This is a genomic window from Paenibacillus endoradicis (genome assembly GCF_024721975.1).
Genome location: NZ_JANQBB010000001.1, coordinates 1254897 through 1280823, shown reverse-complemented (window position 1 = coordinate 1280823; position 25927 = coordinate 1254897). Strand labels below are relative to the sequence as shown.

At 37.5% G+C, this 25927-nt stretch carries 25 protein-coding genes and 1 pseudogene; 17 read left to right on the top strand and 9 right to left on the bottom strand.

Annotation, left to right across the window (positions count from 1 at the left end; genetic code table 11):
- Window positions 1–262: 262 nt before the first annotated feature.
- Window positions 263–589 carry a DUF4352 domain-containing protein gene (locus NV377_RS06015; RefSeq protein ID WP_258200384.1) on the bottom strand — a complete coding sequence of 109 codons (327 nt, stop codon included), beginning with the start codon at window positions 587–589 and terminating at the stop codon, window positions 263–265.
- Window positions 590–683: 94 nt separating this feature from the next.
- Between NV377_RS06015 and NV377_RS06010 the strand changes: the two genes are divergently transcribed.
- The 5 genes from NV377_RS06010 (at window position 684) to NV377_RS05990 (ending at window position 3713) form a co-directional block, all read left to right on the top strand.
- Window positions 684–863 (top strand): hypothetical protein, encoded by a 180-nt coding sequence (locus NV377_RS06010; protein WP_258200241.1) that lies wholly within the window; start codon window positions 684–686, stop codon window positions 861–863.
- Window positions 864–1138: 275 nt separating this feature from the next.
- Complete coding sequence (locus tag NV377_RS06005) at window positions 1139–1435, top strand: hypothetical protein (RefSeq protein ID WP_258200240.1); 297 nt, start codon at window positions 1139–1141, stop codon at window positions 1433–1435.
- Between the two features lie 128 nt (window positions 1436–1563).
- Entirely contained in the window at window positions 1564–1983 is a 420-nt protein-coding gene (locus NV377_RS06000; protein ID WP_258200239.1) for a GNAT family N-acetyltransferase, read from the top strand.
- Window positions 1984–2901: 918 nt separating this feature from the next.
- Window positions 2902–3507: a DUF1349 domain-containing protein gene (locus NV377_RS05995; protein WP_258200238.1), complete on the top strand. Its 606-nt coding sequence runs from the start codon at window positions 2902–2904 to the stop codon at window positions 3505–3507.
- Between the two features lie 71 nt (window positions 3508–3578).
- Window positions 3579–3713, top strand: coding sequence for a hypothetical protein (locus NV377_RS05990; RefSeq protein WP_258200237.1), 135 nt, complete (start codon window positions 3579–3581; stop codon window positions 3711–3713).
- A gap of 977 nt (window positions 3714–4690) precedes the next feature.
- Here NV377_RS05990 and NV377_RS05985 read toward each other — a convergent pair.
- Window positions 4691–4984, bottom strand: a complete 294-nt coding sequence (locus NV377_RS05985; RefSeq protein ID WP_258200236.1) for a hypothetical protein — start codon at window positions 4982–4984, stop codon at window positions 4691–4693.
- Window positions 4985–5395: 411 nt separating this feature from the next.
- Between NV377_RS05985 and NV377_RS05980 the strand changes: the two genes are divergently transcribed.
- The 4 genes from NV377_RS05980 (at window position 5396) to NV377_RS05965 (ending at window position 10181) form a co-directional block, all read left to right on the top strand.
- Window positions 5396–6406, top strand: a complete 1011-nt coding sequence (locus NV377_RS05980; RefSeq protein WP_258200235.1) for an ABC transporter substrate-binding protein — start codon at window positions 5396–5398, stop codon at window positions 6404–6406.
- Between the two features lie 127 nt (window positions 6407–6533).
- A complete protein-coding gene (locus tag NV377_RS05975; RefSeq protein WP_258200234.1) occupies window positions 6534–7529 on the top strand; it encodes a FecCD family ABC transporter permease in 996 nt (331 codons plus the stop codon).
- Window positions 7526–8533 carry a FecCD family ABC transporter permease gene (locus NV377_RS05970; protein ID WP_258200233.1) on the top strand — a complete coding sequence of 336 codons (1008 nt, stop codon included), beginning with the start codon at window positions 7526–7528 and terminating at the stop codon, window positions 8531–8533. Before NV377_RS05975 ends, NV377_RS05970 begins: the two co-directional genes overlap by 4 nt.
- Window positions 8534–8675: 142 nt before the next feature.
- Window positions 8676–10181 (top strand): helix-turn-helix domain-containing protein, encoded by a 1506-nt coding sequence (locus tag NV377_RS05965; RefSeq protein ID WP_258200232.1) that lies wholly within the window; start codon window positions 8676–8678, stop codon window positions 10179–10181.
- A gap of 450 nt (window positions 10182–10631) precedes the next feature.
- Here the strand turns inward: NV377_RS05965 and NV377_RS05960 are convergent, their stop codons facing one another.
- Window positions 10632–10925 carry a phosphatidylinositol kinase gene (locus NV377_RS05960; protein WP_258200231.1) on the bottom strand — a complete coding sequence of 98 codons (294 nt, stop codon included), beginning with the start codon at window positions 10923–10925 and terminating at the stop codon, window positions 10632–10634.
- A 270-nt stretch (window positions 10926–11195) separates the two neighbouring features.
- Between NV377_RS05960 and NV377_RS05955 the strand changes: the two genes are divergently transcribed.
- Complete coding sequence (locus tag NV377_RS05955) at window positions 11196–11621, top strand: hypothetical protein (protein WP_258200230.1); 426 nt, start codon at window positions 11196–11198, stop codon at window positions 11619–11621.
- Window positions 11622–11697: 76 nt separating this feature from the next.
- On the opposite strand, the gene NV377_RS05950 is transcribed toward NV377_RS05955, so the two are convergent.
- The 4 genes and pseudogenes from NV377_RS05950 to lexA all read right to left on the bottom strand — a co-directional run bounded on the left by NV377_RS05950 (window position 11698) and on the right by lexA (window position 14609).
- Window positions 11698–12795 (bottom strand): polysaccharide deacetylase family protein, encoded by a 1098-nt coding sequence (locus NV377_RS05950; RefSeq protein WP_258200229.1) that lies wholly within the window; start codon window positions 12793–12795, stop codon window positions 11698–11700.
- A gap of 250 nt (window positions 12796–13045) precedes the next feature.
- Window positions 13046–13165 (bottom strand): excalibur calcium-binding domain-containing protein, encoded by a 120-nt coding sequence (locus NV377_RS05945; RefSeq protein ID WP_258200383.1) that lies wholly within the window; start codon window positions 13163–13165, stop codon window positions 13046–13048.
- Between the two features lie 132 nt (window positions 13166–13297).
- A pseudogene (locus NV377_RS05940) lies at window positions 13298–13666 on the bottom strand (excalibur calcium-binding domain-containing protein); the annotation flags it as partial.
- Between the two features lie 313 nt (window positions 13667–13979).
- Window positions 13980–14609, bottom strand: a complete 630-nt coding sequence (gene lexA, locus NV377_RS05935) for a transcriptional repressor LexA (RefSeq protein WP_258200228.1) — start codon at window positions 14607–14609, stop codon at window positions 13980–13982.
- Window positions 14610–14774: 165 nt separating this feature from the next.
- On the opposite strand from lexA, the gene NV377_RS05930 reads away from it, so the two are divergent.
- The 4 genes from NV377_RS05930 (at window position 14775) to NV377_RS05915 (ending at window position 16950) form a co-directional block, all read left to right on the top strand.
- Complete coding sequence (locus NV377_RS05930; protein WP_258200227.1) at window positions 14775–15164, top strand: LysM peptidoglycan-binding domain-containing protein; 390 nt, start codon at window positions 14775–14777, stop codon at window positions 15162–15164.
- 166 nt (window positions 15165–15330) lie between these two features.
- Window positions 15331–15537, top strand: a complete 207-nt coding sequence (locus tag NV377_RS05925) for a DUF896 domain-containing protein (protein WP_258200226.1) — start codon at window positions 15331–15333, stop codon at window positions 15535–15537.
- A gap of 33 nt (window positions 15538–15570) precedes the next feature.
- Entirely contained in the window at window positions 15571–16080 is a 510-nt protein-coding gene (locus NV377_RS05920) for a hypothetical protein (RefSeq protein ID WP_258200225.1), read from the top strand.
- 87 nt (window positions 16081–16167) lie between these two features.
- Window positions 16168–16950 (top strand): HAD family hydrolase, encoded by a 783-nt coding sequence (locus NV377_RS05915; RefSeq protein ID WP_258200224.1) that lies wholly within the window; start codon window positions 16168–16170, stop codon window positions 16948–16950.
- A 77-nt stretch (window positions 16951–17027) separates the two neighbouring features.
- On the opposite strand, the gene NV377_RS05910 is transcribed toward NV377_RS05915, so the two are convergent.
- Complete coding sequence (locus NV377_RS05910; protein WP_258200223.1) at window positions 17028–17537, bottom strand: hypothetical protein; 510 nt, start codon at window positions 17535–17537, stop codon at window positions 17028–17030.
- A 327-nt stretch (window positions 17538–17864) separates the two neighbouring features.
- Window positions 17865–18404, bottom strand: a complete 540-nt coding sequence (gene mtnD / locus NV377_RS05905) for an acireductone dioxygenase (protein WP_258200222.1) — start codon at window positions 18402–18404, stop codon at window positions 17865–17867.
- 207 nt (window positions 18405–18611) lie between these two features.
- Here mtnD and metH point away from each other — a divergent pair, with 207 nt between their 5' ends.
- The 3 genes from metH (at window position 18612) to NV377_RS05890 (ending at window position 25845) form a co-directional block, all read left to right on the top strand.
- On the top strand, window positions 18612–21992 hold the full coding sequence (gene metH / locus NV377_RS05900; protein WP_373425806.1) for a methionine synthase: 3381 nt from the start codon (window positions 18612–18614) through the stop codon (window positions 21990–21992).
- A 234-nt stretch (window positions 21993–22226) separates the two neighbouring features.
- Entirely contained in the window at window positions 22227–24497 is a 2271-nt protein-coding gene (locus NV377_RS05895; protein ID WP_308860055.1) for a DEAD/DEAH box helicase, read from the top strand.
- Window positions 24498–24528: 31 nt separating this feature from the next.
- Entirely contained in the window at window positions 24529–25845 is a 1317-nt protein-coding gene (locus NV377_RS05890; RefSeq protein WP_258200220.1) for a ribonuclease H-like domain-containing protein, read from the top strand.
- The last annotated feature ends 82 nt before the right edge of the window (window positions 25846–25927 follow it).

Genomic DNA, 25927 nt, shown 5'->3' with positions numbered 1-25927 from the left:
ATCATCCTATTACAATATTCAAATCTAGAAATCATATTCTCAAAACGTCCCCGAATATTGCAGTTCGGTACATATTGTAACTGGTTCATCACAATAATTTTATTGATAATACAGTGTTTTAACTGATGTTACACGTTATAAATAAGCATGGTTCCTGTACCGCACGTAATTTACTAAATAGTTGAGGTAAGGAAAAATTTCCTTAGCAACTCAATACACATAGCAATGCCCCTCTACTATTACTGTAGAGAGGCATTTTGCGTTATTCGACCTTAAACCAAATACCACCAGTACCATCGTAATTACGTCCAAATGACAATAAAGGAGTGTCATCTTTCTTAACTAGATAAGCTGCCCATCCAGAGGTAGAAGCTCCTTCATATAGATTAGCGCTAAATTCCGGATCTGGTTCTACAATGGTCTTATGATCGTAATCCTTACCTTCAGCTGACACTAATTTGAAATCATAATCACTTATAGAGACTGCTTTATCTTCAACAAGATTTTTTGTTACTTTAAAATTGATTTTAACCAGGAGATATTCATATCCTTCAGGTGGAGCGTTATTAAACCTATTAGCCTCATAAATTAATTGCCAAGCTTTTTCACCTCTGATAGTTTCTGAAATTGAAGTTTCGCCAGTAAAGTTATTAGAGTAATTAGCTATTTCGAAAATTATTTTAGTGTTTAGAGGTGCTGGGTCTTTACGTGAGAAGCCGACTGAACTAGTTGGCTTAGTATTTTCTGAACTTGAATTAGATCCAGTGTTAGACCCTGTGTTAGAACCAGAATTAGTGCCTGACCCAGAGCTAGTACTATTGCCTAGACGAATAGTATTGTTAGCAGAATCCCATACTTCTTAATGGTAGGAGGGGATTATTGTGTTATACAGAGCGTTTATATGTTTTATGTAGATCAGTCATGACATTCATGTGAATGCTGAATTGCATGTTTAGGAAATTTATCCTTACATAAGACTAAACTAATCTAGTTTACTGTTAGTGAAATTACCTTTTGATCGTCCTATTGTTGTATTGTGAAATTATAGTTGCAGAATAGGAAAATATAGTATTAGACTATAGTCATTAAGCGATCAACTATAAGATCGGGTTGTGGAGGTCCAACAAAAGAAGAGGTTATGAAAGAATTGAAACCAGCAGAGACAGAAAAATATGTAATTCATTTGTTTTATAAAAACTATCTTCCTGATAGTGAAACAACAGAATTGAACACCTTCCATAACTTCAATCCCGAATTTACGAAAGAAATAATAAAAGTTCAATTTTGGGATCAAGAACAAAAACGTGATTCTAAGTGGGCAGCAGCAATCGGAGTTAAGGAGTTTCCTATGTACGTTATCGTTGACATAAATGGGATCGTGTTGGAAACCCCATTTTTGAGTCAGGTAAAGGAATTTTTAGGAAAGTCATTATAAAAAAACCTCTAACGGGCAGTTTGCTGGAAGAAGGACAATCTTGATTTTAACCCGAAAAAATATAGAGGGAAATAATTCTAGATGATACGTTATTATTTACTTTTGTAAAAGAAAGTGAGAGTGAAAATATGGATATTAGAGTAGCAGGTGAATTAGACTACCCTGCTTTAAGACGTATATACCTAGAATCACGTCGTAAAAGTTTTTATTGGGCGGATATTGAAGAAATGACTTTAGAAGATTTTGAAAAGCATACTGTAGAAGAGTATATAATTTTAGCAGAGGAAGATGCTAAAATTCTTGGATTTGCTTCTTTGTACTTGCCAGATAATTTTATACATAATTTGTTTGTTCATCCTGATTTCTCAGGTAAGGGTGTTGGTGGTCAGCTGATTAATGCCTCCATAGAAAAAATGAATAAACCAATAAGATTGAAGTGTGTGTCAGAAAACCAAAAGGCAATGAAATTCTATGAAAATAATGGTTGGAAGAAAGTTGTTGAAGAAGGTAAAACAGAAGAAAAATATTGGGTTATGATACATGAATAAAATATATACATGATAGCCTGTTTTAATAGGTTGTTCTTTGATGTTAAGTTATCGGGTAACGATAGTTCAATACAAGCTAGAAAGTGGTGTCTAACATGTACCGCACACAAGTTCACCAATGGTAACGTGATCGGTATTTGGCCCATTACTAATAGGGGGAAACCTTAAAGCTATTGGCATTAAGGTTTTTTCTTTTTGGCAGATTTATTGCTTTGGTCAAGTCTACAGTAATGATTCTAAGTATAAGAGGTGTGTCTAACTGAAGTAAACAAAATGGTTACTGTTCTTATTGAAACTATTCAATAATTATTGGAATTGATATTTCTAGAGACTTTGAGTTATCCAGAGTATCTCCTTCAATCCAGTACTTTGCTTTTACTGAAATTGTATAATTCCTCGAGGTAAAACGGAAGGTCGTACTGAGTCATTTAGGAATGACATTATAACATCTTTATTATCAAAACCGATTTTATTTAGATTATATGTTAAGAACGCAGTTTGTTTGATGCTAGAATTAAGTTCATCACCAGATTGGAACGAACTGGACGCCAATGCTAAACCATATATTTCTGCACTGGTAAATCCATCTACATCTGTAATAGAATATTCAATTAAAGATACACCGTGCGATATATTTAAAGTTTGCTCTGTATGGTTATAAAGACGCGACCTAATTTCAATTTTATCACCATATTTATAAGTAGATTTGCTGGAGAATGCAGATAGAGTGAATGAATCGTTCTTTATTGTTTCATTAACTGTTGATTTTTTATCTGAGGGGCTTGATTGTTCTATATAGATAATTAGATTCGAATATCAAAATAGTAATAATAATGGTCATAATTAAGCAAGTTTGTTGAAGTAAATGATGGTAATATTGTAAAGTAAAGTAACTTTAAGTATGGGGAGGAACGCTAAGTGAATAAAGAAATGTTTCAAAATTATACTTGGCTAAATGAAGACAGTATCCGCTTTGAAGAAGATAAGTTAATTATGTATGCTCCAGGGAAAACCGACTTTTTTAACAATAGTGGACCTATTGGAGTAGAAGGGATTACACCAGATTCGCTTACAAATGCTCCTTTTTATTACACTGAAGTTTCCGGAGATTTTGTTATGAGGGTAAAAGTAAGTCACGATTTCAAAGATACATACGATGCTACTTCTATTATGGTTTTGAAAGATTCTACCGTTTGGGCAAAAGCCTGTTTGGAGTTAACCGATTTTGATACTCACGCTGTAGTTAGCGTAGTAACTAATCAAACATCAGATGATGCAAACGGCTGTAACATACGTGGTAACGAAGTATGGCTGCAAATGGCGAGATCTGGAAATTCATTTGCATTTCATTACTCCGTTGATGGTGTGAAATACGATATGATGCGTTTCTTCACACTTCCGATAGACGATATCGTAAAAGTAGGGTTATTAGCACAAGCTCCTACAGGAAAAGGTGGGGAGCGCATTTATCAAAATTATACATTAGAACTTCGATCTGTGAAGAATATAAGAAGTGGACAATAAGAAAAAAACGCTTTTTACTCATTGCCTGTTGATTACTTAACAGAATTTATTGCAAAACGGTAGAGGTATCAATGAGGATTATAAGAATGGATTGGGATGCTGCATGTTGGCTTAATTCACCTCTTCCATTCAAGAAAGAAGGCGATTTTTGGAAAAAGACGTTATATGGTTTTGAGTATGAAGATCGGTCTGCCTTGATAGCATAATGGAAAAATAACACGGCAGTAGAAGTTTTGTCTCAACTCTAATCATTGCGGAGCGCGCTTTTCTCACTCATCAATAAGTCAGGCTTGTCCATATGCCTGTTCACCAACCAAACAAGGTTTTGAAGTCACTTTCACTCATTGGGTATTCAACATGCCTGATTAAAATCATCACACCTAACAGTCTGTACAACATACAATTACTAATATCAGTACAAAGCCACTCTCTGTAGAGTGGCTTTGTTTGTATTATAAAGAAGACTTAATGAGTGGATAGGTAGATTAGGGAGTTCATCTTAAATAAAGAATCGTTCAAAGCTGTTAATTAGGGATGACTCTGGTAAGAAATTAACATCAAATCTACAAAGCATGAGAATTAAATTTTGTTAATATAAGCTTACTCTAATTCTGCTAATTCGCTCGATGTCCGACATTCTAAAAGTGGGCTTGTGAAGGAACAATAGGCGAATATGCAATTCATATTTGTTCGTTTCAAAGACTAATACATTTCAATCCATCATATACGCTATGTAGTAAAAAGCGAATTAACTTTACGGTAAGGCTGAGTGATTGGACTAACCGATAATGGAGTTAATTCTATCTTACTAGAGCGCCTAAAATCAGACGCTCTATATACAAGATTAGACTAGACGACGGCGATGTCTTTTAGCGATTACAAGGACTCTTTGCCCAGGTCTAATTCTAACAACTTTAGTTCTTCTTGCAATACCCATAGAATTCAACTCCTTTTTTCAAGATAAACCTAATATATGTAATTTAATTTATTTTGATCTAGACAGATATAGTCATTTAAAAGTAAATGTATTCAGGCAGAAGCAGGGGGATACGGGACAGCGCTATTACTACCTATAATCTTTTGGTTCCTGCCTCAAAGGGTCTAATTAGGGTGAAACTAGTGAGTAATTAAGTGACCCATCTAGCATTGTTTGGGGAATGGTCTGATGGGTACTAATATCAACTTACTCAGTTCCGGGTTCGTTGAAAGTTTCTAAGGCAGCGTCACCTTGTCCTTGATCGCCTGGATATTTACGTTCCTTTCCGGAATGTAACTCCCGATTTTCATAATCAAAGCGATTAGGAGGTCGTTGATCAACGCGCCAATCTGTGCTTTTTCCTAATGATTCTGCATTAACAGGTGACCCATATGGACCGTCTGTGAATTCTTCGGCAACTAAGTCATTTCGTTGAGATTCTACAGTAGCGAGATCGGTGTACTGATTTCGTTGTTCTTTAATAAAGCCTTCTTTGGTCATATTGGAACCTCCTACAAATTTTTCCTTATTGTACCCAATTAGAGTAATATTATTTTGATAAAAAGATTCGGAGGGAAATGATTGGATGAGGGTTTTCTTTATTACTAATTGTATAAGCCGCGATATTGTTGCATAATCCGCTGTACAACTTTGTGATCCACACGAAAGGTTCGATTTATATAAGCTTGGCAACATCGGATCATATCATAAGCGTTGATCAGTCATCTATTTGATGTATACAACTAATAATTATTACTTTGCCAACAATTAAATGTATAAAATTTACATTAATAACAGAGGTATTAAAAATAGTATATGAAATCAAAAGAATACTGCATGGACAGAACGAGTAGTAGTAGCTACAATTAATAATGATAATCATTATTAATTAGTTCTAGGAGATGAAGCAGAATGCGCAGAAAGATTAGTAGTTATGGTAGGAACAAAACATTTTTTGTTTTGATGTTGGTCGTATGGATGCTTGTACTGTCGGCTTGCGGTAATGGGGGAAAAGACAATGGTGGCAACGCACCTGAACCCACAATACCTGCATCGACAGAATTGAAGCAGGAGGAGACAACGACAAGTGATGGAGATACGCGTCTGATTAAGGATACATATGGAGAAGTTCAAGTTCCCGAGAATCCGCAAAAGATAGTAGTGCTGGATATTGGAGCTTTAGATAATTTGCTTGAGCTTGGCATCAAGCCGGTAGGTGCGCCATCTATTTTGGCGGCAGGAGATCCATACCCGGCTTACCTGAAAGGAACAGAAGGTATTGAGAATATCGGTTCAGTAAACGAACCAAATCTAGAGGTTATCGATGCTTTGCAACCTGATTTGATCATTGGTAACAAAGATACACATGACGCAATATACGATCAATTATCGCAAATAGCTCCAACTGTGTTTGTAGAAACATTGGGGGTAACTTGGAAGGAGAATTTGCAACTTCATGCCGAAGCGGTAAATAAGCAGGCTGAAGCGGACAAGCTTCTAGAAACGTACCAACAGCGAATTGAAGTTCTAAAAACGGCACTTGAAGGACAGGAGATTAAGGAAGTTTCACTGTTCCGACCTAGAGCGGACAAAATACAAGTTTACCTTAAGGAAACGTTTGCTGGGACTATTATGGAAGAAGCGGGAATCGTTCGCCCTGTTGCTCAGCAAGATGCTGGCTTTTCAAAGGATGTGACAGAAGAGCAAATTGCGGATGTGGATGGTGATGTTATATTGTGGTTTAACCGAGAACCTGATGCATTCACTAAGCTGGAAAAAAGCGCTCTTTGGGCAACATTGAAAGGCGTACAGAATCAAGCGGTACATCCAGTAGATTGGGAGTATTGGCTGAGTGGGTTAGGTATTCAAGCGGTTAACAAAGTTGTAGATGATCTGAATACATTTGTTGGAGGCGTGAAATAAACCAGGTAAGGTTATTTTACGTTAACTAAAGTTTGTATAACATAATCGCAAAAATTGGATCGTTTGAATGAGCGATCCAATTTTACTGTATACGGATGACGTTAGGCGGAGGAAGGGCAATTTGTACTTGAGTAATCGAAAAAAAATAATAGGATTAATGGGATTGGCATTATTAACGCTTTTCGCGTTTCTATGCAGCATAATGTTCGGCATCGTACAGATCCCGTTCCTTGCTGTAGGGGACGCTTTTTTTGCTTATGACGGTTCGCGTGAGCAATTGATTATTCTCACGGTTAGACTGCCAAGAGCACTGATAGCTATAATGATTGGTGGCTCTCTTGCAGTAGCAGGTTGCTTAATGCAGGCGGTGAGCCGTAATGCACTGGCGGGACCAGAGCTTTTCGGAATTAGCAATGGTGCAGCATTGGCGGCGGTCATCACTTCATTTTGGCTAGAAAGTACTTCTCTTAACGTTTTTGCATGGTCCGCTCTAATAGGGGCTGCGGTTGCAGGTATTTCAGTATTCTTAATTAGTTCAACGGGCGGACCATCCATGTCTTTAATTCGATTCGTCTTGGCGGGAGCTACGCTAAATCTGTTATTTGCTTCGCTGACACAAGGGGTCCTGATTTTAAATGAGCAATCACTTGATACGATGAGATATTGGCTGGCGGGTTCGTTGACAGGCAGAGATATGGAGCTGTTTATGAAAGTGATCCCGTATTTGTTAATCGGGTTACTTAGTGCGTTTACGTTAAGTAAGCAGTTGAATGTATTCGCTTTGGGCGATGAGGTTGCACAAGGTCTTGGACAGAGAATGCTTTTGATTCGGACGGCTTGTATAGGTGCTGTTGTCTTGCTAGTCGGCAGTGCGGTGGCACTTGCGGGACCAATCGGTTTTGTTGGACTAGCCGTTCCACATATTTCTCGATTAATCGTCGGCAGAGATTATCGCTGGGTCGTTCCTTATTCTGCTTTGTTAGGGGCACTGCTACTTTTGCTTGCAGATATCGGAGCACGTTTTGTTTTGCCTGGACAGGAAATCCCAGCTGGGATAGTTACCGCTTTCTTTGGCGCTCCTATCCTCATCTACCTAGCTCAGAGGAAGGAGAGATCTTTATGATGTCTTCTTTTGCTAGGAGACGGGCAATAATCGTCATCGGTTTATTGATTTTTTTGAATATCGGAGTGCTTATACTTCATGTGATGTTTGGAGAGCGTTCCATCCCACCAGACGAAGTCCTTCGGAGCATGTTCGGAATCGGAAACGACGAATACCGATTTACGATTCATCAACTTCGGCTTCCTCGTGTACTCACAGGGTTTCTTGTAGGATGTGGTCTTGCGCTTTCAGGAACGATTCTGCAGGTTATTATGAAAAATCCACTCGCCTCTCCTGGTGTGATTGGACTGAACTCGGGAGCAGCTGCAGCGGTTGTGGCAGTGATGGTGCTGGCTCCTGCGTTTCCTATACGTAATATGCCATGGATCGCTTTTGGCGGTGCTTTTATTGCGGCCGCAGCTATTTACGGCTTGTCTTGGAGAAAAGGAGGAGCGAGTTCCCCGACACGTATGCTGTTAATCGGTGTCGGTATCTCTGCTATGGCGGGAGCGTTAATTACTTATCTACTGACGGTAGGGAAAATCTTTCGCGTATCTCAGGCATCGGTTTGGATGGCAGGCAGCTTGTACGGACGAACATGGGAGCATTTCTGGCCACTGCTACATTGGATTATTATATTAATTGTCGTTGTCTTGTTGTTATCTAGATCGCTGGATCTGCTTCTCTTGGATACGCAGTCGGCTGTAGGTTTGGGGTTAAGGGTGGAGACTATGCGCCTGCTATTTATTCTAATTAGTGTGGGATTGGCAGGTTCTGCCGTTGCAATGGCGGGAACCATTGGTTTTGTTGGATTAATGGCGCCGCACATGGCCAAGCATTTAATCGGTACGCGCAGTTTCATCCGTTTGCCAGTTGCAGCGCTACTTGGAGGATTGATTGTTATTCTAGCTGATCTCGTGGGACGTCTGTTGTTTGCTCCGCATGAAATACCAGCAGGATTAATTACTGCGCTGATCGGTGTCCCTTACATGTTCTATTTATTATTAAGATTTCGTGCTATATAATGAAGAATGATTTTAGTATGAATGAGAAAGGATGGTGCAACTTTGAATGCCGTCTTATGCGAACGAGTCTCATTACATTTACTTGCTATCTTCCATTCGTAAGAGAAAATTTTCTGGAATTCGCAAAGCGAAGAGGATGCGGGTGCCCGTATACCTGCTTTGTTTTATAACAGAGGGAGAAGAGATTGTCGTAATTGATGGTACTCTAAAGAAGATTCGACCTTTTCAATTATATATGCTAACTCCAGGAATGATCGTGGAATTTCCTGACATAGGAATTGCGATTGAATATTACGCCATAACGTTTGAGCCTCTAATGCTTGTCAAGGCTAAAGGAAAGTATGAAGCGCAATCATCCTTGTCTGATATATTGCCTTCAGGTCATATTCCTGTGCATCATCCTCAGCAGATTTTTCAACAGATCCTTCATTTATACCATCATAGTAAACAAGGTTCAAGCATGGATTCCTCTGCTCTGAGGATCCAGTTCGAACAACTGCTTCATGACATTATGCTCAATGAATCCAAACAAACAGCGACTGTACGTGACGAACGAGTGGAACGAAGCATCTTTTATATGGAGCAACATTATAAAGAGAAGGTTAGCATCGAACAATTGGCTGAAGCAGCGGGTAGTATGTCGCTCGCCGCTTTTTCAAATTTATTCCGGCAGAAGACAGGGCAACCCCCAGTGGAATACTTAAGTAATTTACGAATGAATCTGGCCAAGCAGAAGTTAAATAAGAAGAACAGTCTTGTAAAAGAAGTTGCTGCTGACGTTGGTTTTCGAAGCGAATTTTATTTTAGTCGTATGTTTCAGCGGACGGTTGGCGTTTCGCCTACTTTGTTTATGAAGCGCGGGAAGCTGAAGGTAGCGATAGCTTCTTCACTTGGATTCGGAGATCATCTGAAATCGCTAGGAATAGAGCCGATATGCGAGGTGAATTTGTTTCATTATCCTGGTCATAGTCACGAGCAGTATATAGAGCGGTTGAACAGTCAGTTTCTAGAGTTAGAGCGGTCGAAGCCCGACCTCATTATTGCGGATCATTATCATACAGAATTTAAGGATCGATTCAAGCGAATGGCTGCACCAGTATTTATGGATTTTTCTGTATGGGATTGGAAACGAAACTTTGAAAGAATTGCCGAGCTTGTGAATCGGGAACGAGAGGCATCTGAGATGCTAACGCGTCTAGATGTTCAGATCGAAACAGCAGGGCGGACGCTCAGGGGAATATTAGGGGAAGAACGAATTACAATTTTGCAGGTAAGTCATCGATCTGTTGGCATTCAAGGGAGAGAGCGTCACCCATTAAATGAGCTTGTATTCGGAGAGCTTGCCTTGCATCCTGGCGCACAAGCTTCAGGTGAACTGTGGAGGCAAGAAATGCAGCCAGAAATCATCCCAGTACTAGAGACCGAGCATTTGTTGATTCATCATCATCATGCTCTCGCTGGAAGCGAGCAAGTTTATGAGAGACTAGTGAAAACGAACGCGTGGCCACAAATCAAGGCGGTGCGGGACGGAAATGTTATGCGTATTCCCAATTGGTTTGTGATGAGTTGGACGCCGCTTGGCAGACAACGGATTATAGAAGAGTTATTAACTGCGTTTAAAAAACAAAATAAGCGTTCTCACTTATGAATAAAGTAACGCTCTATGCAGGTAGAAATAGGAAGTTTACAATTAAGATATAATTATGTAAGTAAAGTAAGAAGTAAAAATAGTGATAGAATGCGCTATTCAAGTCATTGTTAATAGAGCACCAAATGATATTGATGCCCTATCATTTAATGATTAAACTAGAGGACGATGACGACGGTGGTGTCTTTCAGCAATTACAAGAACCTTTTGACCAGGTCTAACACGGATAACGATTAATTTTCTGTGTTTCATAAAGGGCACCTCCTTTAATCAAGATAATCTAATATATGTAATATCATTCGATTTGCTCTAGATGGATATAATGCAATGTTAAAATAGGTAGATCAATATATTAGCTATTAAAAATCAATATTTAAGTATAGGTGAACGAGATTATAAATGTGTTTTTATAAGGGAAAAGGGAATGAGTAATCATTCCCCCTTAAGTGATTAGAAGAAAAACGGGAGTAAAAATAAACCACCGATAGTTGAAAGTGGAATTCGACGTTGGAAAAATCTACGTCTCGGGAAAAATCCTGGGTGATAACCAAACTGCCTATACGCTTCATGTGCTGGTAAACCAGTTAGTCGATCAACCATTTCATCAGTAGGAATTGCAAGTGTGACATAATTTTGGTCAACATGTGCAATAAATCCATCATGTGATTTACCGTCTGTAGTTTGTACGCCAACATATTTATTCATACAGTTCCAACAAATTTGTTGATAATCATTACTGTTCATAAATAGCCTCCTATTCATATGATTCACAATAGTCTATGGACTGGAAACTATAATGTAAACGGTATATGCCTATGAATGAAAAAAAAAGGAAAGAAGAATGCTCTCACAGCACGTTAAGTTTTCAATTTGCAATTGAAGTGTCCTTCATGATTGAAGATAAAGGTAAAGCAAAGAGTAATGTTAATAGATTTGAAGATATCCATGGATTTTAATTAATCAAGTGCTATAATTGTTGTAAAATTCAGAAAAAAGTACAGGGGAGAGTCCGTATTGAAAAAGTTATTTTTAAGTTTAATAGTATTTTCAACGATGTTTGTTATGTCTGCTTGTTCCAATAATGAAGTACGAGTTAATAAATCATCTAGTAACGAAACTCTGATTAATGAGATACCAATTAATGAACCATCAACTGCTGATGTAGACGAAAGAAAACTTCAATTTATTATAGATTCGTATGTCGAAACTGGCACAAACGTTGATGCGGAAGAAAAACCGATGTTTCGACTTATTAATGCTATGGACGGCGTTGTTTTTTATATGGATAATTCTCCAGTAAAGATTTATGAATTTAATTCGGAAGCGGATCTGAAGAAAGCACTGGCAGAATTTAAATTTACTGAATGGCCTACAAATGGTAAATTTGCAATTGAGACTAAAGATGAAGAAGCAATTAGAATTTTCAAACAAATTAAGTAAATTAAAGTTGCCTAGGCTGAATTTTATGCTTTCTCATGAATAGATGTTATTACAAAAAAAAGAACAAGGCTTAAACTTAAGCCTTGTTCTTTTTTAATTCGTCTAAAGTAACAAGAGTGAAACCTTTATCCTGTAAATCTTGAATGATATATGGTAGTAGTTCAACTGTATTTTTAATATGTTTACCGCCAAATGAATGCATCAGAATAATACTGTTAGACTTTGTATTCTCGTTAATGTTCTTTCTCATTTCCTCAACTGAACTTCCAGCCCAGTCGCGAGTATCTACGTCCCATCCAATGAAACTTCTATCATCGTCTTTCATAGACTCTTTCACCATATCATTTACAGCTCCATATGGCGCTCTGATCCAATCTGGCTTGACACCAATAACTGCTGTAATTAAATCATCTGCTTTCTTTATTTGATAAGCAATTTCTTTATTAGAAAGTTTAGTCAAATTAGCATGATTATAAGAATGGTTGCCTATTGAGTGTCCTTCATCAAGTATCCTTTGAAGAACGGAGCCGTGTTTTTCAACTTGAGTTCCTACAACAAAGAAAGTAGCTTTTACATTGTATTGTTTTAATATATCTAAAATAGCAGGTGTATACTTGGTATCAGGTCCATCGTCAAACGTAAGTGCTACATATTTCTTATCGCTAGGTTCATGTTCAGTACCTTGACCCGGAGGGATGGTAGTTTCTGGCTCCGTAACAGCAGGTTGTTCTGTCTCTACTGGAAATGTAGTGTCAGGTTTAACTTCAGGTGTTTTTGAGGTCTCAGGCGTTGTCTCCGGTGTATCTATATGTTCAGGTATGGTTTCGGGTGGTGCTGTATGTGTTGGAGTGGTTGGTACGCCATTCCCAAGATTATCATCATCTTTATTATTTTTATCTGGGTCTTGCACAGTAGGTAAATCAGAGTCATTCGATTCTGGCTTCTTATTCGGGACATTATCAGTAATTTGCTGTGAATGATCAGAATCTAATACTGCTGATGAACCTGTGAATAATGGTGATACAAAATGCTGGATTGCTTTAGCTGGATAATGGAAAAATGGAATGATTAATGCGATGAATACAATTAGTGCTAGAATTTGCCGTCGTTTCTTTTTTTTCTTTTGTTGGATTGCGGTCTTTCTTGTGGACGTTGACTGAGCAGGGATGTACATGACTTCACACCTTTCGTAAAAACACACAGAAGCAAGTAATACTCTTTCGTTTAGTTTGAATGAGCTAATTTTCGGTCTGTTGTATTGTGTATACTTTAAACGTGTGAGATAGGGAAAAAGTTTAACATTTTATAAGGTTTTTAAAAGAAATTTATTATATATCTTAATAAAGAAAGAGAGTGCTATGCCATAAAGACACAACACTCTCTAATCTGTAATTTAATGGTTTTCTACATTCGATTTTACTAGATTATAATTCACAAGCAATGCCATCCCCATCACGATCTAATTTCTTAGAGTAACCAGGGTCACCTTTTGAGAGAGGGGCTGCACCAGCCTCACGTACTTCCGTACAATTTTTATATACAATGCTTGATGACTCATTAGTTGAGTTATTATTTGTAGTCGTAGAATCTTGTTTGCCTGGGTTAGTTATGGGTGTAACGTCTTCATCGATGTTGAGATCATTAGAAGGTGTTTTTCCAAATAGATTTTTCGGTTTTTCAACAATAAATAATACTTTGTCGCCATTATCATAAGCTGACAGTTGATGACCAACCCAACTTCCAGCACCTCTATTGTCGCTTGGACTGATATAAGCTACGTTAGCACCTTCTCCACCTTCAGCACACATTGCCATAGGCCATTCATCGCGATCATAACCTTCTTTAGTATCAATCCCGGCTAAAGACTTTTTACGATTGGCATCTGCTCCATCACGGGCAATGGTACACACATCCGAATGACCATTTTCGATTGCACTATAGATGTGAAGGGCTGTTTCAGGATAACTATCACTAGGGAATTCAAGTATGTAGTCATATTCATCTGGATCTGTTTGTGTTATAACTGCCGGACTAGTAGTAGGTATTGTTATGCTCTTATCGGTTTCGAATATTGGTGAAGTAATATCAGTACTACAAGCTGATAGTATTAATACGAACACAAATGTACGTAATATTAACCATTTCTTCAAATCACTCACTCCTAAAACTTTTCATAGTCTTCTTAGTTAGCACATTCCTTAATGAAAAGTTACATCGGAAGCAAAGGCTAAAACTTTTCATAGTCTTCTTAGATAGTATAGTACTCTATTAAATTAGTTAAATTAAAATAGACCATCAGTTAAATTGTAGCTGATGGTCTATCAATATATTCTTAATTAAAATAAGAGAATAAGACAATCAATGCATATCACGGAATAACCCTATTACTTTACCAAGAATAGTTACGTTTTGTAAACGTATTGGCTCCATAGATGAATTTTCTGGTTGCAATCTAATATGATCTTTTTCACGATAGAATGTTTTGACAGTAGCCTCATCATCCTCAGTCATTGCTACAACAATATCTCCATTGTTAGCCGTTTGTTGTTGTCTTACAATAACTAAATCACCATTATGTATACCAGCTTCAATCATACTCTCACCGATAACATTAAGAATAAATACATTGCTATCACCAACAAAGTTAGTAGATAGCGGCAAGTAATCTTCAATATTCTCAGTAGCTGTAATCGGAATACCTGCGGTAACTTTACCTATAACAGGAATATGTTTAACAGGGAAAGGAATGATGTTGCTATCTTCTTCAATCATATCTTGATCCAAAATTTCAATGGCACGAGGTTTCGACGGGTCACGACGAATAAAACCTTTTTTTTCTAGTCGATCCAAATGACCATGTACAGTAGAGCTTGATAACAATCCAACTGCTTCTGCAATTTCGCGAACAGAAGGTGGATAACCTTTATCTTTAACTTCTTGCTTAATAAAATCTAATATAGATAGCTGTCGCTTAGATAATTGTTTCATTAGATCAACTCCATACTTTATTAGGGAAATTATAACATAGAACTCGAGTTCGCACAAACATAAGTTCTCGAGAATATACGTTCGTATTTTTTGTTGTAATTCGTTGACACGGAACGTCTGTTCGTGTATTCTAAAAGCAGAACAAATGTTTGGGGGATGATTTTAATGTCAACGTATAATCCATATGCATATCGCAGCTATATAAGTTCAAGTAAAAACAATAATGAGATGAAATTACATAAGCAAGCTGTTCGTAATTCTATAGCTAAAGTATCAATAAGAGGTAAAGTAACAATTACACTTACTCTAGTGACTCTAATTGTAATGAGTTTGTTCTTATTCAGTGCGACTGCATCGACTACGCCTGGCAAATTACCTTTGGATGGTGAGTCTATTATAGCTGTCGGAGCTGGCGATACACTTTGGGACATTGCAAAATTTCATTATAGTGATGCCTCGGATATTGGTTACATTGTTTATCTTATTAAGGATCGTAATCAGTTAGATAGTTCTACCATTACGCCTGGTCAACAATTAATATTACCTTCAATATAAAGAATTGATATATAAGTCTGTAAAGTTCATCGATAGGAGATGCAACTGTACAGGCTTTTTTGTTATAATGAAATTGTTGTTCTAATATTAACAACTGTGTGATGTTGCATCTCTTAGATTTTCATGTCAACATTATGTTATTGCTAGCTAGAAGGGAGTGGAAGAGATGGATATGGAGAAGTTAATTGCTCGTATTAATGAGCTATCTCGTAAAAATAAGGCAGAAGGTTTAACAGCTGATGAGACAAAGGAACGTGATGAATTACGTAAAAAATATCTTATCAACTTTAGATCTAATATGAGACAACAACTTGATAATATTGAGTTTGTAGATGCTGAAGATCAAGATGACAATAAAACATTATTAAATTAAGTATCATCTAAATAGTTCTGAGGGGGATTCATATTGTCACGTTCTTGGGAAAGAAAAGTTCGTAAAAATACGGCTATAGTTAATAAGGCACGGAAAAAAGCAGGCACTGGAAAGTTAGTTATGAATGTTGAGAAGAAAAATGAAATTCGTTTTACAGGAAGAAATTATATTTTACCAGTAGTACTTGTACTTTTTATTGGTATGTATAATTTCCTTATGTTAATGGATCCGAATTTCAAATTCGATACGATGTACTGGCTAACGATTGTAAGTTACTTCTTACTTGCTTCACTGTTCTATTTCCGTAAACCGTATCTTACGATTGGTAAAGACTATGTTCAGTCTCGCAGAATGATGGGGGACAAGCAATTATTTGCAGCTGCCATCAAAGAAATCAAAATTCAAAGTGGATATGTTATTATCGTTCCTAACCATGGAAGCAGCTGGACTTACTCTAGACTTTTCAATCGTTTCCCATTGCAAGATATTTCAGTTGAATTGAAAAAATTTGCAGAGAAACATAATATTACATTTACAGAATAGTTTTAATGGCTGTAGCTGTTTATTACAAAAACATACTTCTAGATTCATTAGAGTGAAAGCATAATCATTTAAAGGGGAGAATCAAGCGTGAAGAAGGCAATACTTTTTGATTTGGATGATACATTATTGTGGGATGACCGTAGTGTGAAGGAAGCATTTCGTATTACTTGTGAATATGCACAAGCAGAAACTGGAGTTAATCCAGAGGCACTAGAAGAAGCAGTTCGCACAGAAGCTCGAGCTATTTATGAAGCATTTGAAGCTTTTCCATTCACTAAAATGATAGGTATTAATCCTTTTGAAGGTCTTTGGGCGCGATTTGAAGAAGGCGAACAAGCAGAATTCCGTCAACTTCAACAATTTGTTCCTTCATATCGAACTGATTCTTGGACGAAGGGTTTAGCCGCACTGGGTATTAACAATGCAGAGCTAGGAAAGAAATTAGGCGAAATGTTCCCTGCAGAACGTCGCAGTCGTCCAATTGTCTATGATGAGACATTTGCTGTACTAGACCAACTTAAAGATCAATATAAATTGTTACTTCTAACGAATGGTTCACCTGATCTACAACGCGAAAAACTTGCAGGAGTACCGCAACTTGTTCCTTACTTTGATCATATTATCATCTCTGGTGAGTTTGGTGAAGGAAAGCCAAGAGCATCAATTTTCAATCATGCACTTAGTCGACTTGGACTAGAAGTTGACGATTGCATCATGGTTGGTGATAAATTAACAACAGATATTCTTGGTGCAAATACAGTTGGAATGACTTCTGTATGGATTAATCGCCATGGGGTAGACCGCAATGATGATATTATTCCTACACATACTATTACTAGCTTAAATGACTTGTTTGAAATATTAGCTTAATTACTTATACAAAAAGCATCTGATCTGCACAACTGTGTAGGTCAGATGCTTTTTAGTATGTAATTTGTATTTAGATTTCAACTTTTACTTCGTTTTCTAATATAAATGATTATAGCTGTTGCCATTAGAATGATAGCACATATTAGCAACATAGAAGCTATTTTTTTATTTTTTTGTAGTTCATTTATTTGCTTCAGATCGTACGAAGCCTCTGATAATAATTTTGTTCCACCACAAATACTATCTGTCGCGAATTCATCGGGTACATATTTATATAAATAATTATTTTTAGAAGTTTCATAAGCATATACAACAAATTCAGTACCTTCAGTCAACACTGTTCCAGCAGAAGTTACCACAGTAATGTTGTGCAGTTCGTCACCTTTTAAAGTTGAAGAGACTTCAAAAGTTACTCTGCTTTTCTTATAAATTGAACCAACATCCTCGTACCAATGTTCTACAACTTTTCCTATGAATACAGCGTCATTCTCTTTATATAGCTGTTTTGGTTCTGTATTATTGGCACATGAGTACGCAAAACTCTGATCTGGTGGAATGGTTAATAATATAAATCCAGGAATGATCATACAGATTACATTCTATTAAACGGATAAAAGTAATGAAATGTTTCTATAATTTGGAACTATCGATATGTGATGGTGTTATTAAATTAAGTTTGAACCCTATCTTGTGGTTAGTTCAGTACTCAAAACAGAGTTAGATTAAGATCTAAAGTTTGACTAATGAGATCCATGAAAATGATTGATGTGCAATTGAGGAAGATTACAATATTGTTGGGGTGCTATGAATTCATCTAAGAAAACTGAAAGAGTTGGGATAACTGCTAGTAATGAGGGATTAACAATAAAAAGCTGGCCTGCCTGATGGCAGAACCAGCTTAAATGAATATAATATTATTTTTGGAAAGCAGGATCTTCGTGAGGGTGAGCAATCCAACCTTCAGTTTCAATGAATAGACGAACGGCAACGATTTTTTTGTTGTCCATCAATGTGAAGAAGTGAGGAATATTCTCAGGAACAGAAATTAAATCACCAGCTTCAAGTTCAACATCAAAGTATCCAACTTCGTCAGTTCCTTTAATAATGAAAATACCTTTACCAGCAGTAATCGCACGAACTTCATCTTCAGTATGAGTATGAACGTTCTCGAACTTTTTAAGTAAATCTTCAAGATTAGGAGTACCTTCAGATAATGTAATTACATCCCAAGTTAAGTAACCGCGACGAGCAGCGATCTCACGAATTTCATCATCAAATGTTGTAAGAATTTCTTGTTTCTCTTCATCAGTTAGATCAAACTTTTCCTGTAGTCCTGAACGAAGTTTGGATACATCCCAATGTTCATAGATTACGCCTTGATTTTCAAGGAATGCACTTACGTTTGCTTCTCCTTGAATACGTTCGTCTGTATTTCGAATTCTTATCTCAGCCATTATGTTATTCCACCTTTTCCAATAGGAATTAATTTCTTATACGTATAATTATAAATGATAATATAGTAGTTGTCGATTATTTACCTTTCAACTTTTGTGAATATCTGATAAAATTTGTGTTAGTGATTTTGGGAAGGGTGTATATAATTGGCAATTAGCAGACTTCAAGAAGAACTTCATAAAAGAATTCTTATATTAGATGGTGCAATGGGTACGATGATTCAGCAAGCTGATTTACACGAAGATGACTTTGGCGGCGCTGAATTAGATGGATGTAATGAGATGCTTGTCTTGACTAGACCAGATGTTATTCAGACTATTCACGAACAATATTTAGCTGCTGGTGCAGACATCCTTGAAACGAATACATTTGGCGCGACAAGTGTTGTACTTGCTGAATATGATATTCAAGATAAAGCGAGAGAAATAAATTTAGCAGCAGCAAAGCTAGCAAAAGATGCTGCAATCAAATATAGCACGCCAGAAAAACCTCGTTTTGTGGCTGGTGCATTAGGTCCAACAACGAAAACACTTTCTGTAACGGGAGGCGTAACATTTGATGCACTAGTAGATAGTTACTATGAACAAACTGTTGCGCTTATTGAAGGTCAAGTTGATGCAATATTACTAGAGACATCTCAAGATACTCTAAACGTTAAAGCAGGTAGCATCGGTATTAGAAAAGCTTTTGAATCTACAGGCATTACTTTACCTATTATGATCTCAGGAACAATTGAACCGATGGGTACAACTTTGGCAGGACAAAGTATTGAGTCGTTCTATATATCATTAGAGCACTTGAAACCCGTTTCCATAGGCTTGAACTGTGCAACTGGCCCAGAATTTATGCGTGATCATATTCGTTCTTTAAGTGATATTGCTCGTACTGCAGTATCATGTTATCCGAACGCTGGCTTGCCAGATGAAAATGGGCAATACCATGAGACTCCAGTATCATTAGCTCGTAAAATCGAAGACTTTGCGAAGCAAGGGTGGTTAAATATTGCAGGTGGGTGCTGTGGTACTACTCCAGCTCATATCGAAGCGATGTCTAATGTCCTTGCTAACTATGACCCTCGTCCACAAACCGGTAATCATGCCGATGCTGTTTCTGGAATCGATACTGTCTTCATAGAAGAAGATAATCGCCCAATTATGATTGGTGAGCGTACCAATATCTCAGGTTCACGCAAATTCAAACGACTAATCAAAGAAGAAAAATTTGATGAAGCATCTGAAATTGCTCGTGCACAGGTGAAAAATGGAGCGCATGTCATTGATATCAATTTACAAGATACGGATATTGATGAAGAGTATGCTGTTCATAACTTCTTACCACAAGTGATGAAGAAGATTAAAGCTCCAATTATGATCGATTCAACTTACGATCATATTATTGAATTAGGTCTGAAGTACTCACAAGGCAAAGCGATTATTAACTCCATTAACCTTGAAGATGGTGAGATTAAATTTGAAAAGATTGTGCCATTAATACATCGCTATGGTGCAGCTGTAGTTATGATTCTTATTGACGAGCGCGGACAGGCTGTAACACGTGAAGCGAAATTAGAAGTTGCGGATCGTGCTTATGATCTATTAGTAAACAAATATGGTGTAAATGAAGAAGATATTATTTTTGACCCTAATATGTTCCCTGTTGGATCTGGTGATCCTCAATACATTGGGTCAGCTGTTGAGACTTTGGAAGGGATTCGGATGATTAAGGAGAAATATCCTCGTACGAAAACTATTCTTGGACTTAGTAATATCTCATTCGGATTGCCTGATGCTGGTCGCGAAGTGTTGAACTCTGTTTACTTATATCATGCTACGAAATCAGGACTTGATTATGCTATTGTTAACACGGAGAAACTAGAGCGATATGCATCTATTTCTGCGGAAGAACGTGAACTAGCTGAACAGCTAATTTATAATACAACTGACCAGACTTTAGCGGCATTCGTAGCAGCATTCCGTCATAAGAAAGTTGAAAAAGTAGAAAAGCTTTCTAATCTATCATTAGAGGAGCGTCTAGGTTCATATATTATTGAGGGAACTAAAGAGGGGCTAATTGTTGATCTCGAGTTAGCTCGCGAGAAATATACTCCACTTGATATTATTAATGGACCTCTTATGGCAGGTATGGCTGAAGTTGGTCGATTATTCAATAACAATGAACTTATTGTTGCAGAAGTATTACAAAGTGCTGAAGTAATGAAAGCCTCCGTTACGCATCTAGAACAATTTATGGAGAAAGCTGACTCTTCGACTAAGGGTAAAATTATACTTGCAACTGTAAAAGGCGATGTGCATGATATCGGTAAAAACCTTGTTGAAATCATACTATCTAATAATGGCTATAAAATTATAAATCTTGGTATTAAAGTACCGCCTGATCGAATTATTGAAGCATATCGTGAAGAAAAAGTTGACGCGATAGGTTTGTCTGGTTTATTAGTAAAATCTGCACAACAAATGATTATTACGGCTCAAGATTTACGTGCAGCGGGTATTGATGCACCGATTTTAGTTGGTGGCGCAGCGTTAACTCGTAAGTTCACTAGAACACGCATATTGCCTGAATATGACGGCCTTGTCCTGTATGCCAAAGATGCGATGGATGGACTTGATATCGCTAATAAGTTAACAACAACAGATACACGTGCTGTAATCGAGGAAGAATTTGTACAAATTCGCGAACAGTTAGCTAATGAAGTAGAAACGGACAAGAAACTACCCGCAATGACTAGAGCGGTGAAGTCTAATATTTCTCAAGATGCACCTGTTTTCATTCCACCAGATACAGATCGTCATATTTTGCGCAATATTCCACTTAGTCAATTGCTGCCTTATGTCAATATGCAAATGTTGCTAGGACATCATCTAGGTGTAAAAGGTCAAGTAGATAAGTTGCTTGAAGCTGGGGATGAGAGAACAACTCAATTAAAAGCGACGGTAGATGGTCTATATGCGCTTGGTATGGAGGAAGGCTTCTTAGAAGCGAATGGTATGTATCGTTTCTTCCCTGCACAAGGCTCAGGAAACGATATTATTATTTATGATCCTGAAGATCATAGTAAAGAAATTAAGCGGTTTACCTTCCCTCGACAACAAGTGGAGCCTTATCTATGTCTTGCAGACTATTTGAAATCTGTTGAAAGTGGCATTATGGATTATGTAGGATTCCTCGTAGTTACAGCAGGTAAAGGGATTTCAAAAATATCTACTGACTTTAAAGATAACGGAGAGTATTTGAAATCACATGCCGTGCAAGCATGTGCCCTGGAGACAGCAGAAGGTCTTGCTGAGAAACTGCATCATATTATGCGTGATGTCTGGGGTTATCCAGATCCACCTGAGATGACGATGAAGAAACGTTTTGGTGCGCGTTATCAAGGGATTCGAGTATCGTTTGGTTATCCTGCTTGTCCAAATCTTGAGGATCAAGGTCCATTATTTGAATTAATGAAACCTGAAGATATTGGAGTAGAACTAACTGAAGGATTTATGATGGAGCCTGAAGCATCGGTATCAGCTATGGTATTTGCGCATCCTGAAGCACAATACTTCAATGTAGATAAAGCTTAAATATATAAGTTTAGCAGTAATGGTAACGTCGCTAATACAGATCTATAATCTGTATTAGCGACGTTTTTTGTATATCATAGAATAGAATCGCTGTATTGTTTGCAATACAATTTTACCATTGTATTACGAACGTATATTCTGTAAACTAAATTTGTATTATAACAATTATTATAGATTATACGAATGATATAGATGCAATGGATAATAGTTATCGCAAAAGTAAGGAGTAATCGGATGAACGAGTGGACAGGTAAAGCAAAGGATATGCACGAATGGCTTAAAAGCTTAAAAGATCAAACTGAAATTATGAAAAATGTTACTGAATGGCGTGTGATTCCACCAAGGGATGCACATTCTGTTAGTTTACCACTAGATTTACATCCAGAACTTTATAAAGCTTTGCAAAGTAAAGGGATGACTGAATTATATACGCATCAACGAGATGCGTTTGAAGCTTCTGCTCGCGGAAATGATGTTGTGACAGTAACGCCAACAGCATCGGGTAAAACTTTATGCTATAACCTTCCTGTCTTACAAGAAATCGTACACAATCCTAATTCAAGAGCTTTATATATGTTTCCAACGAAAGCTTTAGCGCAAGACCAGGTAGCTGAACTCCAACAATTTGCCGATCTCATGGATTGTGAATTGAAATGTAATACATATGATGGTGATACACCACCTAGTGCGCGAACAGCTATTCGTAATAGCGGACATATTGTCGTTACGAATCCGGATATGCTGCATTCCGCTATATTACCGCATCATACGAAATGGGTAAAACTATTCGAAAACTTAAAATATATCGTCATTGATGAGGTACATGCTTATCGAGGTGTATTTGGATCTCATGTTGCAAATGTAATTCGCAGATTGTTACGCATTTGTAAGTTTTATGGTTCGAATCCTCAATTTCTATTAGCTTCTGCGACAATAGATAATCCTGGGGAACATGCTTCTCGCCTTATTGGTAGACCTGTTCATGTTGTCGACGTGAACGGTGCACCTTCGGGGGAGAAGCACTTTATCTTCTACAATCCACCTGTTGTCAATGAGCAGCTTGGAATACGGAGAAGTAGCGTACTTGAAACGAAGAAATTAGCAAGCATGTTAATTAAGCAGGGTCTACAAACGATCGTATTTGCTAGAAGTCGTGTTCGTGTAGAGTTGCTACTAACGTATTTACAAGAGCTAACAGATCATAAAGTGAATGATCATACTATTAGAGGATATCGCGGTGGCTACCTTCCAAAACTTCGTCGAGAGATTGAAAGAGGTTTGCGATCTGGAGAAATTAAAGCTGTTGTAAGTACGAATGCGCTCGAACTAGGCATTGATATTGGGCAACTTCAAGCGTGTGTATTGAATGGATATCCTGGTACGATTGCTAGTACATGGCAGCAATCTGGTCGGGCTGGTAGACGAAATGAGGTATCGGTTACTTTTCTTGTCGCTAGTAGTAATCCACTTGATCAATATATGGTTCAAAATCCTGATTATTTCTTTAACAGGCCGCCTGAACAAGCGCTGATCGATCCAGATAATTTATTAATTCTAATTGATCATATTAAATGTGCTGCCTATGAATTACCATTCCAGCGCGGTGAACAATTTGGTAAGGAATCTTTAGAGGATATGCTAGAATTTCTAACCGAAGAGAAGGTGGTACATTATTCAGCTGACAGATGGTTCTGGATGGCACAATCATTTCCAGCACACAATATATCACTTCGTTCAGCAGCGGGAGAGAACTTTATAATTATTGATATAAGTAATCAAAATAAAGTGATCGGAGAAGTTGACCGTTTCAGTGCACCGACATTAATTCATGAAGAAGCTATTTATATTCACGAAGGAATTCAATATCAAGTTGAAAATTTGGATTATGAAGAGAAAAAAGCATATGTTCGTGAAGTAGATGTCGATTATTATACAGACGCAAATCTTGCAGTTGAGCTGAAAGTACTTCATATCGACCAACAGAAAGTGACTGGTGAACTAGAGCAATGTTATGGTGAAGTAACGGTTAATGCGCAGCCAACTATTTTCAAAAAAATACGTTTGTTAACTCATGAGAACATAGGCTCAGGACCTATACATCTGCCAGAAGAAGAGATGCACACGGCAAGTTACTGGTTTACTTTCTCGGAAGAGCGATTAGCAAGTATGACGAAGGAACAGGTTCAATCAGCTTTATTAGGTCTTGCTAATGTATTATCTAATATAGCTCCGCTCTATCTTATGTGTGATCCTTTCGATATTCGAGTCGTTCCTCAAGTGAAAGCATTGCATACTGGTAAACCGACGATCTTCTTCTATGATAGATATCCTGGTGGAATAGGCCTTAGTAAGCGGCTTTATGAGATTCATAGTTCGCTTATTCACAATGCTCAGCAGTTAATTACCCAATGTCAGTGTGTGAGTGGTTGTCCAGCATGTGTCGGTCCAATTGAAGAAGTAGGTATTATTGGTAAACAAGCTGCATTGCAATTATTAGATATATGATGTGATCAAAGTGCTGAGAGGAGGGGCTTGGATGAGTAGTTTAAAATCACGATTACAACGATTGCAAGGTATAAACAAAGTGGAGCAGTCGCAAAGTGAGATTGCTGAACAGTCACATAGTGATACTGTTGTTCAATCTGTCGATAAGCAATTAATGCAAGTGAAAGAACCATACGCAGAACAATGGAAAGAGCTAGATGTACACTTAATGAGCAATGAACATGGTGAATTTCTAATGCGCACACATCGATATGCAAGTGGTCATTATCATGGCATGCACCAATTGAGCGAATGGTCGCAAGTTGCTCATCATCTTCAAGCCTTTTTCCCAGAGCAACAAGTTGATGCAGAGAAAATTCTATTTCTAGATCTGGAGACAACTGGGCTTGGTGTTGGCACAGGCAACATACCGTTTATGATTGGACTTGCCTTCTGGGAACATGAGACACTTATTGTTCAGCAAGCATTGATTCGCCATCCAGCAGAAGAAAGAGCAATGCTTGCGCATTTACATCATCTAACGAAAAGCTATACCCATCTAATAACTTACAACGGTAAAAGTTTTGACTGGCCATTAGTACATAGTCGCTATGTCATTAACGGCATGCGGCAAGTAATATGGAATCCGTTGCATATTGATTTGTTACACCCATCACGAAGCTTATGGCGAAATACATTAGAATCTTGCAAACTTAGTCATATTGAGGAAATGCGCTTAGGAATTTCACGAGTGGAAGATGTGCCGGGGTCGGAAGCTCCAAGACTATATTTCGAATATTTGTCAGATGGTAATCCAACGATATTAGCAGGTGTATTTCTTCATAATGAAATTGATATGTTATCACTAGTATCGCTTGCAACAAGGTTTGCTCATTTGTTAAGTGATAAAGAGATTACTCAATATGTTCAACAACCGTCTGAGCCGGAAGAAATGGTTCGTACAGGGCTATGGCTAGAGAAGATGGGTCTCACAACATACTCTGAACAATTGTACACTATGGCAGTACATGTACCGACTACGGCCTCAAATACGTTAATGCTACTAGCGATGCGCGATAAAAAGCAACATAATATGGAGCGCTCACTTTCATTATGGCATCGTATGGTCAATCATATTGGTCAGTTTCCACAACGAGATGAGATTGATGCTGCGATTGAACTTTCAATGTACTATGAGCATAAAACGAAGCAATTTGATAAAGCTTATCATTATGCCACTATAGCTTTAGAGGCATCTTTGAAATATGTGAATTTTAGTCGACGTAAACAGCGTAGTGAACAACAACAAACTTTAGCGATTAGAAAAAGAATCACTAGGTTAGAGAAGAAACAAGGGATAATAACGTAGTTAATTAGAGCTAATGCGAGGATTTTCCTCCCATTAGCTTTTTTTCTCTGTAAAGAAATGAATTATTATGTTATCTTGAATA